Source organism: Kocuria rhizosphaerae, assembly GCF_044462265.1.
Taxonomy (GTDB): Bacteria; Actinomycetota; Actinomycetes; order Actinomycetales; family Micrococcaceae; genus Kocuria; species Kocuria rhizosphaerae.
Genome location: NZ_JBISWL010000030.1, coordinates 22,988 through 38,363, shown reverse-complemented (window position 1 = coordinate 38,363; position 15,376 = coordinate 22,988). Strand labels below are relative to the sequence as shown.

14 protein-coding genes are annotated in these 15,376 nt (G+C 72.2%); all 14 read left to right on the top strand.

The window, feature by feature from the left end:
- Positions 1 to 40: 40 nt before the first annotated feature.
- The 14 genes from ACH9EU_RS03775 (at position 41) to ACH9EU_RS03710 (ending at position 15,271) form a co-directional block, all read left to right on the top strand.
- A complete protein-coding gene (locus tag ACH9EU_RS03775) occupies positions 41 to 1,081 on the top strand; it encodes an ABC transporter permease subunit (RefSeq protein ID WP_396412602.1) in 1,041 nt (346 codons plus the stop codon).
- 8 nt (positions 1,082 to 1,089) lie between these two features.
- A complete protein-coding gene (locus tag ACH9EU_RS03770; protein WP_396412601.1) occupies positions 1,090 to 2,640 on the top strand; it encodes an ATP-binding cassette domain-containing protein in 1,551 nt (516 codons plus the stop codon).
- A gap of 4 nt (positions 2,641 to 2,644) precedes the next feature.
- Positions 2,645 to 3,667 carry an ABC transporter permease subunit gene (locus ACH9EU_RS03765; RefSeq protein WP_396412600.1) on the top strand — a complete coding sequence of 341 codons (1,023 nt, stop codon included), beginning with the start codon at positions 2,645 to 2,647 and terminating at the stop codon, positions 3,665 to 3,667.
- A 78-nt stretch (positions 3,668 to 3,745) separates the two neighbouring features.
- Positions 3,746 to 5,209, top strand: a complete 1,464-nt coding sequence (pepD, locus tag ACH9EU_RS03760) for a beta-Ala-His dipeptidase (protein WP_396412599.1) — start codon at positions 3,746 to 3,748, stop codon at positions 5,207 to 5,209.
- Between the two features lie 292 nt (positions 5,210 to 5,501).
- Entirely contained in the window at positions 5,502 to 6,971 is a 1,470-nt protein-coding gene (locus tag ACH9EU_RS03755; RefSeq protein ID WP_396412598.1) for an iron-containing alcohol dehydrogenase, read from the top strand.
- Complete coding sequence (locus ACH9EU_RS03750) at positions 6,968 to 8,479, top strand: FGGY family carbohydrate kinase (RefSeq protein ID WP_396412597.1); 1,512 nt, start codon at positions 6,968 to 6,970, stop codon at positions 8,477 to 8,479. Before ACH9EU_RS03755 ends, ACH9EU_RS03750 begins: the two co-directional genes overlap by 4 nt.
- A complete protein-coding gene (locus tag ACH9EU_RS03745) occupies positions 8,476 to 9,309 on the top strand; it encodes an HAD-IIA family hydrolase (protein ID WP_396412596.1) in 834 nt (277 codons plus the stop codon). The genes ACH9EU_RS03750 and ACH9EU_RS03745 overlap by 4 nt, the downstream gene beginning before the upstream one ends.
- 7 nt (positions 9,310 to 9,316) lie before the next feature.
- Positions 9,317 to 10,348, top strand: coding sequence for a sugar-binding domain-containing protein (locus tag ACH9EU_RS03740; RefSeq protein ID WP_396412595.1), 1,032 nt, complete (start codon positions 9,317 to 9,319; stop codon positions 10,346 to 10,348).
- Positions 10,349 to 10,391: 43 nt separating this feature from the next.
- Positions 10,392 to 11,378 carry a thiamine pyrophosphate-dependent enzyme gene (locus ACH9EU_RS03735; RefSeq protein ID WP_396412594.1) on the top strand — a complete coding sequence of 329 codons (987 nt, stop codon included), beginning with the start codon at positions 10,392 to 10,394 and terminating at the stop codon, positions 11,376 to 11,378.
- Complete coding sequence (locus tag ACH9EU_RS03730) at positions 11,375 to 12,433, top strand: transketolase C-terminal domain-containing protein (protein WP_396412593.1); 1,059 nt, start codon at positions 11,375 to 11,377, stop codon at positions 12,431 to 12,433. Before ACH9EU_RS03735 ends, ACH9EU_RS03730 begins: the two co-directional genes overlap by 4 nt.
- Before the next feature lie 139 nt (positions 12,434 to 12,572).
- The gene (locus ACH9EU_RS03725; RefSeq protein ID WP_396412592.1) at positions 12,573 to 12,815 is read left to right on the top strand and encodes a lipoyl domain-containing protein; all 243 of its coding nucleotides are present in this window, start codon (positions 12,573 to 12,575) and stop codon (positions 12,813 to 12,815) included.
- 26 nt (positions 12,816 to 12,841) lie between these two features.
- The gene (locus ACH9EU_RS03720) at positions 12,842 to 13,720 is read left to right on the top strand and encodes a ketose-bisphosphate aldolase (RefSeq protein WP_396412591.1); all 879 of its coding nucleotides are present in this window, start codon (positions 12,842 to 12,844) and stop codon (positions 13,718 to 13,720) included.
- A complete protein-coding gene (locus ACH9EU_RS03715; RefSeq protein WP_396412590.1) occupies positions 13,717 to 14,382 on the top strand; it encodes a 2-oxo acid dehydrogenase subunit E2 in 666 nt (221 codons plus the stop codon). The genes ACH9EU_RS03720 and ACH9EU_RS03715 overlap by 4 nt, the downstream gene beginning before the upstream one ends.
- 10 nt (positions 14,383 to 14,392) lie before the next feature.
- Positions 14,393 to 15,271: a serine hydrolase gene (locus ACH9EU_RS03710; protein ID WP_396412589.1), complete on the top strand. Its 879-nt coding sequence runs from the start codon at positions 14,393 to 14,395 to the stop codon at positions 15,269 to 15,271.
- Positions 15,272 to 15,376 lie beyond the last annotated feature (105 nt).

Sequence of the window (15,376 nt, the reverse complement as noted above, 5' to 3'; positions counted from 1 at the left end):
CCGGACGGGGAGGCGACCCGCCACCACCTCTGACGAATCCATGACTGATACGGAGACCACCGTGGAGCAACAGGCCACAGCGACGCGGCCGCAGCAGCGGACGCACGCGACGCCGGCCCGCCGCCGGCTGGAGTTCAAGAACCTCGGCGAGCTCGCCGCCCTCGCTGTGCTGATCGCGGTGTTCGCGGCGCTCAACCCGGGAACGTTCGCCTCGGTGTCCAATGCGTACACCATTCTCAACCAGGCCTCGCTGCCGCTGATCATCGGCGTGGGGGCGACGCTCGTCATCCTCATGGGGTCCATCGACCTCTCGGTCGAGGGCGTCATGGGGGCGGCCGGCATGACGTTCGTGCTGCTGTCGGCCAACAGCCGCGCCACGGCCGACCTCGGATGGTGGGCCATTCCGATCGCCATCCTCGTGGGGATGGCCCTCGGCCTGCTGACGGGCCTCATCCACACGTCGCTGAAGGTGCCGTCCTTCATCGTCACCCTCGGGGTGTGGTTCATCGGCCTCGGCATCGCCACGGTCCTGTTCGGCCGCTCGGCCATCCCCTTCCTGGCCGACGCCGACCTCAAGCAGTGGCCGCGGGAGATGACACTGGGCCTGCCCAACCAGTTCGTCCTGGCGGCGCTCGTGGTGCTGGCCGGAGTCGCAGTCACCCGTTTCACCCGGCTCGGCCGCTACACCTACGCCATCGGGGCCAACGAGACGATCGCCCGGGACAACGGCGTGGCCGTCGGCCGGTTCAAGATCTACGTCTTCGTGGTCGCCGGCGCGTGCAGCGCCCTGGCCGGTGTGCTGGCCAGTCTCCAGCTCGGTGCCGGGTCGGCGACCATCGGCGTCAACACCCTGTTCCTGACCATCGCGGCCGTGGTGATCGGCGGCACCTCCCTGGGCGGCGGCAAGGGCGGCATCATGCGCACCGCGCTGGGCGTCATGCTGCTGGTCGTGCTGAACAACGGCCTCATCCTCAGCGGGGTGAGCTCGAACATCCAGTCGGCCGTCTCCGGCGCGGTCCTGATCATCGCCATCACCGCGGCCGCCTGGCCGCACCGCAGCAGACTGAGGATTGTGAAATGACCATGACCATGAGCCAGAGCGCGACTCCTGCCTCGACGAGCACGCCCATCCTGAAACTCCGCAACGTCTCCAAGACCTTCGGCCCCGTCAAGGCGGTCAAGGACATCTCCCTCGAGATCGCTCCGCACGAGGTGGTCGGGCTGATCGGGGAGAACGGTGCCGGCAAGTCGACCCTGCTGAAGATCCTCACGGGCATCCACGAACCGGACGAGGGCGGCGCCATCGAGGTCAACGGGGAGCAGGTCACGTTCCGCCGGCCCCAGGACGCGGTCGCAGCGGGCATCGGGGTCGTCCACCAGGAGCAGTCGCTGCTGCCCAACCTCTCCGTCGCCGAGAACATCGCCATGAACGCCGTGTCCTCGCGCGACCACGCGACCAGCTTCGGCGTCTACCGCTGGGGCCGGCTCAACCGGGAGGCGACCGAGTCCCTCGACCGGGTCGGTGTGAAGATCGACCCGCGGACGGTCGTGGGCGACCTGTCCTTCGTCGACCGCCAGATGGTGGAGATCGCCCGGGCCATCCGGGTGGACCAGATCGTGCACGCCGCGCCTCTCGTGATCCTCGACGAGCCCACCTCCGTCCTGGAGCGCAACGAGACCGAGGTCCTCGAGCGCGAGATCCGGAACCTGAAGGAGCTCGGGTCCGTCATCTTCGTCTCCCACCGGCTCGACGAGGTCCTGCGGATCTGCGACCGCATCGTGGTGATGCGCCACGGGGAGGTGGTCGCCGACCGCACCACGGATGCCGTGACCGAGGACGAGCTCTTCCGGCTCATGGTCGGGCACGAGTCGACGGCGGAGCCCCGGCCGGACCGGCGGCGTTCCGCCGAGGACCGCCCGGTGCTCTCGGTGACCGGCCTGGGGCGCAAGGGCGCCTACAAGGACGTGTCCTTCTCGGTGGCTCCCGGGGAGTGCGTCACCATCATCGGGACCATGGGATCGGGCCGGGAAGCCGTGTCGAGGGCCGTGTTCGGGGCCGAGTCGTTCGACGAGGGCCGCATCGAGGTCGAGGGCGCCGAGGTCCGGTCCTGGTCGGTGCAGAAGGCCGTCCGCAGCGGCGTGGCCTACGTGCCGTCCGAGCGCAAGGTGGAGGGCATGGTCGGCGGGATGACCGCGGCCGAGAACATGGTCCTCGCCCACCCGGGGCGGACCAGGCGCGGCCCGTTCCTGGGCCGGCGCGCACGCACCAGGCTGGCGGAGGAGTGGTTCGAGCGCCTCGACGTGCGCCCGCAGAACCCCCAGCTGGAGCTCGAGCGCTTCTCAGGGGGCAACCAGCAGAAGGTCGTGATGGCCAAGTGGCTGCTGGCGGACGACCTGAAGGTCCTCGTCCTCGACCACCCGCTCCGTGGCCTGGATCCCGGAGCGGCCGAGACGGTCAACGCGCAGATCCGGGCCGCGCTCGACGACGGCGCGGCCGTGGTGCTCCTGCCCGACACGCTCGAGGAGGCCCTGGAAATGGGCGATCAGATCCTCGTCATGCGTGACGGCGACGTCACGGCGAGGTTCGACCTCGCCGTCGATTCCCCGACCTCCCTCGACCTGCTCGAAAAGATGGTGTGATCTCATGTCTGCGAACGCAACTCTGGACCGCCCGCCCGCCCCGGGATCAGGGGAGGCCGCGACCGGCGGCCGACCGCGCCGGTTCCGTCCCCGCAACCTGTGGCAGGCCGTCGGACCCTTCGGCGTCTTCCTCGCCCTCTTCGCGCTGGTGGCCGTCCTCCAGCCGGCCTTCGTCGGCGGCGGCGGAATGCGGATCCTCGCCGTCCAGGCGGCCTCGATCCTGCTGATCGCCCTGGGGCAGGCCATGGTGCTGCACGTGGGCTCCATCGACCTCTCCAACGCGGCGATGGCCGTCCTCTCCGCGATCGTCCTCGCCATGACCCTGGGACCCCTGGCCGGAGGCGGGCTCGTGGTCTCCATCGGGCTGGTCACGGTGATCGGAGCGATCAACGGCCTGCTCGTCGCCTTCGCCCAGGTGCCGTCGTTCGCCCTGACCCTGGGCACCCTGGGCGTCGTCCAGGCCGCGTCGCTGCTGGCCAGTGACGCGACCACCGTCTACGCCTCGGGGAACAGCGAGGTGCTCCAGCCCCTGTTCGGGACGGCCATCGCCGGTCTGGCCACCGCGTTCTGGGTGGGTGTCGTCGTCGCCGTCGTGCTGTGGGTGGTGCTCCGGTTCACCCGCGTCGGGCAGGCCATGACCGCCGTCGGCCTCAACGAGACGGGCGCGCTCTTCTCGGGTCTGCCCACGCGGCTCCTGAAGGTTCTCGCCTTCTCGATCTCGGGGTTCCTGGCCGGGATCGCCGGTGTCATGATCATCGCCCAGGCCGGGGCCGCGTCCTCCTTCGGGCTGGGCAGCGACCTGCTGATCCCGGGCATCGCCGCAGCCATGGTCGGCGGAACGGCCATCACCGGCGGCGTGACCAATCCGATCAACGTGATCTTCGGGGCGCTGACCATCGCCCTCACCCCGATCGCCGCCGCGGCGGTGGGCGTGCCGACGGAGGCGCAGAGCCTCGTCTACGGGCTCGTGATCATCGTCGCGGTAGCACTCACCATGGGCCGCAACCGCAACAGGATCGTCAAGTAAGCCACCCGGCGGCCGCCGGGAGCAGACACCGACCGGCCCGGGCACGGACCCGGGCCGGCGCGAAGGAAGGAAGAGACCATGACCGTTCTGGAATCCCTGCAGCCCCGCGAGGTGCTGAGCTTCTTCGAGACCCTGACCAGGATCCCCCGGGGCTCGGGCAACGAGAAGCAGGTCGCGGACTGGGTCGTCGACTTCGCCCGGCAGCGCGGCCTCGAGGCCGAGCAGGACGAGATGCACTGCGTGCTGGTGCGCAAGCCCGGCCAGCTCGGGCTCGAGGACGCGCCCCCGCTCATCCTCCACGGACACCTCGACATGGTGTGCGAGAAGGACGAGGGAGTGACCCACGACTTCGAGAACGACCCCCTGCGGCTGGTGGTCGACGGCGAATACATCACCGCCGACGGCACCTCGCTCGGGGCCGACAACGGGATCGGCGTCTCCTACATCCTCGCCCTGCTCGACTCCGACGACATCCCGCACCCCCCGCTCGAGGCGGTGCTGACGGCCATGGAGGAGAAGGGCAAGGTCGGGGCGGCCCAGTTCGACACCTCGAGGCTGACCGGCCGCCGCATGATCGACTTCAACTGGATCACCGACGAGGAGATCCTGGCCGGCTGCAGCGGTGACATCACCTTCACCGTCGACGTCCCGGCCGAGTGGGAGCCCGTGCCGGACACCCACACGGAGACCCGGCTGCTCAAGGTCCGCGGTCTCGCCGGCGGGCACTGCGAGTTCGACATCCACCTCGAGCGGGCGAACGCCGTCCTGGTGCTGGCGCGTGCGCTCAACGCCATCCTGGCGCGTCACGACGTCCGGATCGGCGACCCGCACGGCGGGGCCCAGAACAACGCGATCCCGGCGGACGCCCAGGTCGTGCTCGCGCTCCGGCCGGAGGACGTCGACGGCGTGGAGGCGATCGTGGCGGAGCTCGCCGAGGCGCTGCGCAACGAGTACCAGAAGGCGGACCCCGGGATCCGGCTCGAGCTCGACGCCGCTGACGCGCCCGAGAAGGTGTTCTCGGCGGACGCGGGTGCCCGCTTCGCGCGGCTGACCGCTCTGGTCCCCAACGGGGTGCTCAGCTGGAACCTGCTGGTCCCCGGTGTCGTCGAGAGCTCGAACAACCTCGGCACCGTGCGCACCACGGCCGAGGGCGCCCGCCTCATGTCGACCATCACGGCCGCGGTGACCTCGCGCAAGCACGAGATCCTCGACCGGGTCCGCGCCCTCGCGGCCCTCGCCGGCGGCGGGGTCTCGGTCGAGGAGTACGGGCTGGACGCCCCCGAGTTCCCCTACAAGCCGGACTCGGCGCTGCTGGCGACGGCGGCCCAGGCGTACCGGGACGTCGTCGGCGAGGAGCCGGAGGTCCACGTGTCGCAGTGCAGCCTCGAGCTGGGCATGTTCAGCCAGAAGGTCCCGGGCCTGGACACCATCTCGATCGGGACCGAGCTGCACGACCTGCACTCCCCGAAGGAGTCCGTGAACCACACCTCCGTCGCCAAGGTCTGGCCGCTGGTCCGGGAGGTCGTCAGCCGGCTGAACTGACCCCTGCACCGATCCCGGACCGTGCGGCGGGCTCCCGGAGCCCCGGGCGCCCGCCGCACCGCTCGACCCGCCGGCCGTCGGCTCCCCTCCTCGCTCACGAGGGACCGCCCCGTGACCCGCCCGGCGTCTTGACCGCGGTAGCGCACGCGAACTGCACGCGAGCCCGATCGACGCGTCCAGCGCGCGGTGGACCGTCGCAGCCGCGCTCCTCGCCCCGGTCCCGACCGTCCGAACCAGCCGGGACCGGCGGTCCACCCGGTCCTCGCCACCTTTTCCCACGAACGGAAGTCCCATGACTGCGCAGACGTACTCCGTCGAACCCGTCCAGTCCCTCCTGCGGGAGATCGACCCCCGGAACGAACTGCCGCCGTGCGGCCTCCAGCGCCTGCTGCTGGGCAGCAACGCCGTGTCCGCCGTCGCGAGCACGGTGCAGGAGCTGCTCGCGGGCCGGGAGACCACCGGCCGGCCGCGGGTCGTCCTCCTCGTGGACCGCACGCCCATCCTCCGCTCGGGGGAGGACCTCAAGGACCTCGTCGAGCAGCAGCTGCGCGAGCGGTTCGAGGTCGAGCGCACCGTCCTCGACGACGGCCAGCAGGAGCTGCACGTCGTCGAGCAGGTCCTCGACGAGGCGGCGCGCGCGGCGAGCGGCGCCGACGCCGTGGTCGCCGTGGGCGGGGGCACCATCAGCGACATCGCCAAGGTGGCGGCCCAGCGTGCGGGCGGTTCCGGCACGCGCCCCGTGCTGGTCTCCGTCATGACGGCCGCCTCCGTCGACGGCTACACCGACGACGTGTCGGTGGTCGTGCGCGGGGGTGTGAAGCGGACGGTGCCCTCCTGCTGGCCGGACGGCGTCGTCGCGGACGCGGAGACGATCGCCGAGGCCCCGGCCCGGATGAACCGCGCCGGCTTCGGGGAGATGACCTCGATGCTCGTCGCCCCGGCCGACTGGCGGCTGGCCTCCCTCGTGGGCACCGACGAGGGCTACCGCCCGGGACCCGTGCGTCTCCTCCAGGTCGTGGGGGAGGACATCGACAGCTGGAGCGCCGGCATCAAGGGCGGGGAGCCGGGGGCGGTGGCCGCGCTCACGCGGGCCCTGGCGCTGCGCGGCGTCGTCACCGGCGTCGCGGGCAGCACCGCCGTCCTCTCCGGCATGGAGCACCTGATCAGCCACATGCTCGACCAGTACCACGGGGAGAAGCACCTGCCCATGGGCCTGCACGGAGCCCAGGTGGGCGTCGCCTCGGTCGTCGCGGCCGCCGCGTGGGAGATGCTCTTCGAGCGTCTGGCCGCGGGCGGCGCGCGGATCGACGACGCGGCCCTGGACCTCGAGGAGGGGCGCTCGCGGGTCTACTCGGCGTTCAGCACCGTGGACCCGTCCGACCGGATCGCCGACGAGTGCTGGAAGGACTACTCCGCGAAGCTCGGCGCGCTCGCCCGCCTGCGCCCGCGGATCGAGGGGCTGCTGGGGTCCTGGGGCGAGCACGAGGACGAGCTGCGCCGGCTGGTCCGCCCCAGCGCCGAGGTCGCCGCCGGGCTGCGCGCCTCCGGCGCCGCCGCCACGTTCGGCGAGCTGGACCCGCAGGTCGGCCCCGACCTCGCCTGGTGGGCGGTCGCGAACTGCGCCCTGATGCGCAACCGGTTCACGGTCGCCGACATGCTGACCCTGCTCGGCTGGTGGACGCAGGCGGACGTGGACGAGGTGCTGGCCCGGGCCGGCCGTGCCGTCTCCGCGGCAGGAAAGAACGGGAGGAGCCCCCGATGAGCTACGACTACGTGATCGGCGTCGACTGCTCGACGACCGCCGCGAAGGCCGTCGTCTGGAACGCCCACGGCGAGGCCCTCTCCCAGGACCGCCGTGCGTTCGAGCTGAGCCAGCCGCGTCCGGGCTGGGGCGAGCAGAACGCGGAGGACTGGTGGGCGGCCACCGTGGCGGCGGTGAAGCGGGCCGTCCAGACCGTCGACACCGCTCGTGTCGGGGCCCTGTGCATCACCCACCAGCGGGAGAGCTTCGTCTGCCTGGACGACACCGGGCGCTCCCTCCGCCCGGCCATGCTGTGGCTGGACACCCGGGCCACCAAGGAGGTCGAGCAGTTCGGCACCGAGGAGGTCCATCGGGTCACCGGCAAGCCCCCGAACCCCACTCCGGCCTGGTACAAGCTGCTGTGGCTCGCGGCCAACGAGCCGGACCTCATCGGGCGCATCGGCAAGGTCGTGGACGTGCAGGGATTCCTGGCCCAGCGGCTGACCGGGCAGTGGGTGACCTCCTGGGCGAGTGCCGACCCGATGGGCCTGGTCGACATGGAGACCTTCGACTACGACGACGGCCTGCTGAAGGCCGTCGGGCTGGAGCGGGGGCAGCTGAGCGAGCTGCGGGCACCGGGCAGCGTGCTCGGCGAGCTCCGGGAGGACGTCGCGGCGCAGCTGGGCCTTCCGGCCGGCCTGCCGGTCGTCGCGGGAGCGGGGGACGGGCAGTGCGCCCAGCTCGGGACCGGCATCACCTCGCCGGGACGGGCCTACCTCAACCTGGGCACCGGCATCGTCTCCGGAACCCTCGACGAGCAGTACTCCTACGGCAGGGAGTACCGGACGCTGGCGGCGGCGGTGCCGGGCGCCTACACCCTCGAGACGTTCCTCGGCGGGGGCACGTTCAACCTCAACTGGTTTGTGGAGAAGTTCTCCGGGGTCGATCCCCGGGCGCTCGGCCTGGACCTCACCCCCGAGCAGGTCCTCGAGACGGCCGCGGCGAAGCTGCCGCCCGGGGCGCACGGCCTCCTGGCCCTGCCCTACTGGGCCGGCGCGCTGACGCCGTACTGGGACCACAACGCCCGCGGGATCCTGCTGGGCCTCACCGGCGTGCACGGCAAGTCGCACGTCTACCGGGCGCTGCTGGAGGGCATCGCCTTCGAGCAGCGGCTGCTCACCACGGGCGCGGAGAAGGCGCTGGCGCAGCCGGTGACCGACCTCATCGCCCTGGGCGGCGGGTCCCGCAGCGCGGTGTGGTGCCAGATCATCGCCGACGTCATGCAGCGCCGCGTGTCCGTGGTCCGGGAGCCCGAGAGCACGTGCCTGGGCGCGGGCATGCTCGCGGCCGCGGCCGTGGGCATCCACGAGTCGATCCCGGCGGCCGCGGCCGCCATGAGCGGGACCTCGACCAGCTTCGAGCCCGAGGACCGGACCGCCGCGGTCTACGACCGCCTGTACCGGGTCTACCGCGACATCTACCCCGCCAACCGCGACCTGTTCGCCCGTCTGGCGGAGGCCCAGCCGTGAGCGCCCCCGGCGCGGGCCGCGCCGCCCCGGCCCGGATGTACGACGGCTACCTGTTCGACCTCGACGGGACCGTCTACCTGGGCGACGAGCTGCTGCCCGGCGCGCACGAGCTGATCACCGCCCTGCGCGAGCAGGGTCGTCAGACTCTGTTCCTGTCGAACAACCCGACCAAGGACCCGCAGATGTACGCCGAGAAGCTCGGCAGGCTGGGCCTGCCGACGCCCACGAGCCACATCGTCAACACGGTCGTCACCATGGCGGCCTGGTTGCGCCGGGAGACTCCCGGCGCCTCGGTCTTCGTCATCGGGGAGGAGCCGCTGGTGCGGGCGATCCGGGATGCCGGTCTGCTCATCACCGACAGGCCCGAGGAGATCGACGTCGTGGTGGCCAGCTACGACCGGGGCTTCGACTACCGCAAGCTCCAGATCGCCTTCGACGCCCTGTGGATGCACCGCCGTGCCCGGCTGGTCACGACCAACCCGGACGCCTACTGCCCGTTCCCGGGCGGGCGCGGGGAGCCGGACGCCGCCGCCGTGGTGGCAGCGATCGAGGCCTGCACGGGGGTGCGCTGCGAGGTCAACGTGGGCAAGCCGGCGCCCGTGATGCTGCGGACGGCGCTCGACATCCTCGGCCTCCCGGCGTCGTCCTGCGTCATGGTCGGTGACCGCCTCTACACCGACATCGCCATGGCCGTGGACGCCGGGGTCGACTCGGCGCTCGTGCTGACCGGCGAGAGCACCCGCGAGACGGCGGAGGCCGTGGCCCCCGACCGCCGGCCGACCTACGTCCTGGAGCGCATCGACGAGCTCCTGGTCCCTCCGGGCCGGTGACCGGGCCATGAGCACCCGCACCGCGCCACGCGAGGTCACCGACGCCGACCGGCTGCGGCTGATGGCCGTGGTGGCGCGGCTCTACCACATCCACCGCGTGAGCCAGCGCCAGATCAGCGAGCGGCTGGGCCTGTCCCCGGCCCGGGTCTCCCGGGTGCTGCGCCAGGCCGAGCTGGACGGGATCGTCAGCACCGTGGTCGCCGTCCCCGAGGGGCTGCAGCCGGAGCTCGAGGACACCCTCGAGCGCTCGTGGGGGATCAAGGAGGCCCACGTGGTGGACGTCCCGGACCCGGTTCCGGACCTGGCGGCGGCACTCGGGCGGGCGGCCGCCCGGCTGCTCGCGGATGCGATGGCGAGCCACGCGGTGGTGGGCTTCACGTCCTGGAGCCGCACGCTGCAGCACATGGCGTTCGCGTTCCCGGCCCCGCCCCGGACCGCCACCCGGCAGGTGGTGGAGATGCTGGGGGACCTCGGGTCCCCGCAGCTGCAGCACTCGGCGGCCCGGGCGACCCAGGCGATGGCCTCGGCGCTCGGCGCCGACCCGGTGTTCCTGCGGACCCCCGGCGTGGTCGCCACGCCCGAGCTGCGCGCGGCCGCCCTGGCCGACCCGTACGTCCAGCGCGCGCTGCGCCTGCTCGACGCCGTGGACATCGCCTTCGTGGGGGTGGGGCCGCCGGCCGTGCACAGCCAGCTGCAGGCGGGGGACAGCTACTTCAGTCCCGAGCAGCTCGCCGAGGCGCGGAACGCCGGGGCCGCCGGACAGCTGAACCAGCGGTTCCTGGACCGCGCGGGACGGCGGCTGGAGACCCCGCTGGACGAGCTCGTCGTCGGCAGCACCCTCGACCAGGTGGCCGCCGCCGGGCGGCGGGTGGTCGTGGCCGGCGGTCCCGACAAGCAGGAGGCCATCGCGACGGCCCTGCGCGGCGGCTGGGTGGACACGCTCGTCACCGACGTGGCGACGGCCCGCTTCCTGGTCGGGCAGCCCCCCGGCGAGGACCGACCGGACGGGGGTCTTGTCAGCCAGGTCACACGCGCATAGAATTGAGATTCAGACAGTGAATAAAAATCCAGAGCGAGGAACCATGAACCTCTCACCAGACACCCTGCTCGAGATGCAGCGGCGCATGCTCCGCATCCGGCGCTTCGACGAGCGGGCCTCGAAGATGGTCAAGCGGGGGCAGATCCCCGGCACGGTGCACACGAGCATCGGCCAGGAGGCCCAGGTCGTGGGCGCCTGCATGGCGCTCGGCGACTCCGACTACATGAGCGGCAACCACCGCAGCCACGGCCACCCCATCGGCAAGGGATCGCCCCTCGGCCCCCTGATGGCGGAGCTCGTGGGCAAGGCCACCGGCGTGTGCGGCGGCAAGGGCGGATCGCTGCACCTGGCCGACTTCGCGGTCGGCAGCCTGGGGGAGTCCGGCATCGTCGGCTCCTCCATCCCGATCGCCGCCGGCGCCGCGCTCTCGAGCAAGGTCCTCGACAACGGCCGCGTGGCTCTGGCCTTCTTCGGTGACGGCGCGGCCAACCAGGGCTGCCTGTACGAGGCGATGAACCTCGCCGGCGCCTGGGACCTGCCGGTGATCTTCCTCTGCGAGAACAACCAGTACGCCCTCTCCACCCCGGCCCACACCGTGACCTCCGGAGTCATCGCCGAGCGCGCGGCCGGCTTCGGGATGCCCGGGGTCCGGGTCGAGAACGGCCAGGACGTGATGGACGTCTACGACGCCACGAACGAGGCCGTCGAGCGGGCCCGGCGCGGTGAGGGACCCACCCTCGTGGAGGTCGTGACCTACCGCTACAACGAGCACTCCGAGGGCCTGAAGCTGGGCACCGACTACCGCGACAAGGACGAGCGTGCCGCCTGGCTCGAGAAGGACCCCATCGTCCTGTTCCGGGAGCGGCTGATCGCCGACGGCGTCGCCACCGAGGAGCAGCTCGACGCCCTCGAGGCCGAGGTGATGCAGGAGGTGGAGGACGCGTTCCAGTTCAGCCAGGACAGCCCGTACCCCGACCCCAGCGTCGCCTTCAAGGATCTCTACACCGAACCGATCGGAGCAACGTCATGACCGTCATGAGCTACCTCGGCGCCATCGGCGCCGCCCAGCGCGAGGCCATGGAGGCGGACGAACGCGTCGTCATCATCGGCGAGGACGTCGAGGCCAACGTCTACGGCACCACCGGTGGCGGCAAGTCCCGGTCCGACAAGGGTGACTTCCTGCAGATGTTCGGCCACAACCGCATCCGCAACACCCCGATCTCCGAGGAGGTCATCGTCGGCGCCGCGGCGGGTGCGGCCATGACCGGCCTGCGGCCGATCGTCGACCTGTCCTACTCGAGCTTCCTGTACATGGCGATGGACCAGTTCGTGAACCAGGTCGCCAAGAACCGCTACATGTTCGGCGGCCAGGCCTCGATGCCCGTGGTCTTCCGCTCGGCGATGTTCTACGGGCTCAACACCGGGGCGCACCACTCCGACCGCCCCTACCCGATGTTCATGAACGTGCCGGGGCTGAAGATCATGGTGCCGTCCTCCCCGTACGACGCCAAGGGTCTGCTGCGCACCGCGGTCGAGTCCGACGACCCCGTGCTGACCTTCGAGGCGTGCATGCTCTGGGGCACCAAGGGCGAGGTCCCCGAGGAGGAGTACCGCATCCCCTTCGGCGAGGCCCGGACGGTGCGGGAGGGCTCCGACGTGACGGTCGTGGCGATCTCCAGCGCGGTCCCCGAGTCGGTCGCCGCCGCGGAGGCGCTGGCCGAGGAGGGTGTCTCGGTCGAGGTCATCGACCCGCGGACGCTGGTGCCCTTCGACACCGAGGCGGTGATCCGCTCCGTGCAGCGCACCGGCCGTCTCGTGGTCGCCGACCCGGCGCACCGGACCTGCTCGGCGGCGGCCGAGATCTCGGCCATCGTCGCGGAGGAGGCCTTCGGGTCGCTGCGGGCGCCCATCGTGCGCGTCACCACCCCCGACACCCAGATCCCGTTCAGCCCCGCCCTGGAGAAGCAGCTGTACCCCAACCGGAACAGCATCGCCGAGGCGATCCGCCGGGTGACGGGCACGGGGACCGGCGTGCCGGCCGTCTCCGGGGCGATGGACGAGCTCTCGACCCAGGCGCCGCGCTGACCGGTCGGGCCGGCGAGCGCTCGAGGAACCGCGACCGGACACCGGAGCCGCGGGGCCACCGACGAACCACCACCGAAGAACCACCACCGAAGAACCGAAGCACCACCGGAAGACCACCGGAGAACCGAGGAGAGACAACATGGCGAAGATCGAGGTCCTGCTCCCGCAGTGGGGGATGGGCATGAGCGAGGGCACCATCACCACGTGGCTGAAGAGCGTGGGCGACAGCGTGACCGAGGACGAGCCCCTGGCCGAGGTCGAGGCGGAGAAGGTGGAGGAGACCCTCGAGGCCCCCGCCACCGGGACGCTCACCGAGATCGTGGTCCCCGAGGGCGAGACCGTCGAGGTCCGCACCGTCGTGGCCTACATCGAGACCGCCTGAGCGGCTGCGGGAGAGGGAAGCACACCATGGGACAGGTCAACCCCCGCGAGGTCATCGACCGGGCGGCAAGCGGCGGCTACGCGGTCGGCGCCTTCAACATGCACAACGACGAGACGACCGAGGCGCTGGTCCGGGCCGCGGAGCAGGCCAAGTCGCCGGTCTTCCTCCAGGTGGGCCGGGCCATCGTGCCCCACATGGGGCTGCGCCGGGCCTACGAGATGACCCGGCGCATCGCGGAGGAGTCCGAGGCCGAGTACGTCATCCACCTCGACCACGGCCCGTGGGAGGAGGTCTTCGAGGCGATCAAGCTCGGCTTCACATCCATCATGTACGACGGCGCGCACCTGCCGTTCGAGGAGAACATCCGCACCACGCGCAAGGTCGTGGAGATCGCCCACGAGTTCGGCATCCCCGTGGAGGCCGAGCTGGGCAAGATCCCCGACGCCGACGAGAAGGTCGACTGGGCCTCCTACTACACCGACGTCCACGAGGCCGAGCGGTTCGTGGCGGAGACCGGCGTCGACTTCCTCGCGATCTCCGTGGGGATCGTGCACGGCGTGCCGCTGGCGGAGCCGCAGCCGCTGGACATCCAGCGGATCAAGGACATCAAGGCCGTCACCGGGATCCCCCTCGTCCTCCACGGCGCCTCGGGCGTTCCCGAGGACGAGATCCGTGCCGCCACCGCCGCCGGCGTCCACAAGTTCAACGCGGACACCGACCTGCGGCACGCGTTCCGGGCAGGCATCGAGGCCGTGTGGTCCCAGGGCGACCGGCAGCTCGAGGAGGCCATGGCCGAGGGCCGTGAGCGCATGATCGCGGCGACCGTCGAGAAGATGGAGCTCTACGGCTGCGCCGGCAGGGCGTCGTCGGCGGCCGGGGCCTCGCGACTGGTGGGGACACCATGACGGTCGCGGAGCAGGAGGAGGGCGTCGTCACGCCCCTGAAAGGCATCCGCCGCACGGCCGCCCGGCGCATGGTCGCCGCGTGGGAGGCCCCGGTCTTCCACCTCACGGTCGAGGTGGACATGACCCGGGCCCTGGGGGTGAAGCAGCGTGTCGAGAACGCCACGGTCACGGACGCGCTGCTCCAGGCCTGCGCCCGGGCGCTCCGAGCCCACCCGGCCGTCAACGCCCACTACGGTGACGAGGCCGTGACCACGTTCGAGCGGGTGAACCTCGGCATGGCCGTGGCCACCGACGCCGGGCTGGTCGTCCCCGTCGTCCAGGGGGCCGACGGACTGGACCTCGCGGGTCTGGCCGCGGCGCGCCGCGACGTCACCCTGCGCGCCCGCGAGGGCCGCCTGGGGATGAAGGACGTGACCGGGGGGACCTTCACGGTCTCCAACCTCGGGATGATGGGCATCGACCGGTTCGACGCCATCCTCAACGTGCCGCAGGTGGCGATCCTCGCCGTCGGCACGACCCGGCAGCGCCAGGTGTGGAACGACGGGGACCCGGCGTGGCGCCCCGTGGCCGAGCTGACGCTGACGTGCGACCACCGCGCGATCGACGGGGCCACGGGCGCGGGCTTCCTGACCGCCGTGCGCGAGCACCTCGAGTCGGACTGAGGCGCCGGCGGTGGACGACGCCGGAAACGGCCACGCGCCGGGCCTGGGCCGGCTCCTCGCCGAGGAGCTGGCCCGCTGGCCCGTGGGCGCCGCCGGCGTCGTCGTGCTCGACGGCGACGGCGTGCTGGCCTCGGCGGGGGACCCCGGGCCGTTCCCGTGGGCCTCGGTCACGAAGCTCCTGACGGCCCTCGCCGTCCTCTCCGCGGCGGACGAGGGCGTCGTCGACCTGGACGAGCCGGCCGGCCCTCCCGGGGCAACCGTCCGGCACCTGCTCTCCCACGCCTCGGGCCTGTCCCTGGAGGGGGAGAAGGTCATGGCGCAGCCGGGCCGGCGGCGGATCTACTCCAACCGCGGCATCGAGCTCGCCGCCGAGCACCTCGAGCGCCGCACCGGCCGCCCGTTCGACGAGGAGCTCGCCGAGCGCGTGCTCGGACCGCTCGGGGTGGCGGGCACCCGCCTGCGGGGCTCGCCCGCCCACGGCGCGCACGGGCCGGTCCGGGACCTCGCCCGCCTGGGCCGGGAGCTGCTCGAGCCGCGCCGGTTCCCGGCCGCCCTGCTCCGGACGGCCACCAGGACGTCCTTCGAGGGGCTCGCCGGGGTGCTGCCGGGCTTCGGGCGGCAGGACCCGAACGACTGGGGCCTGGGCTTCGAGATCCGCGGGCGCAAGGCCCCCCACTGGACGTCCCCGGACAACGCCCCCACCACTTTCGGCCACTTCGGCCAGTCGGGCTCGTTCCTCTGGGTCGACCCGGAGCACGCCCTGGCCTGCGCCGCCGCGGGGGACACGCCGTTCGGCCCGTGGGCCGCCGAGGCGTGGCCGCGACTGGCCACGACGGTGCTGGCCGCCGCACCGCCCCGCCCGCACCCGGCGGGAGGGGACGCCCGGTAGCCGGCGTCCCGTGCCCCCGGGGAGCGGTGCCGCCGGACCGTCCCGGTGCGGCGCGCTCCGGCCGGCCCCTCGGCGGGCCCCTGGCGAACCGGGGGTCCGCTCCGC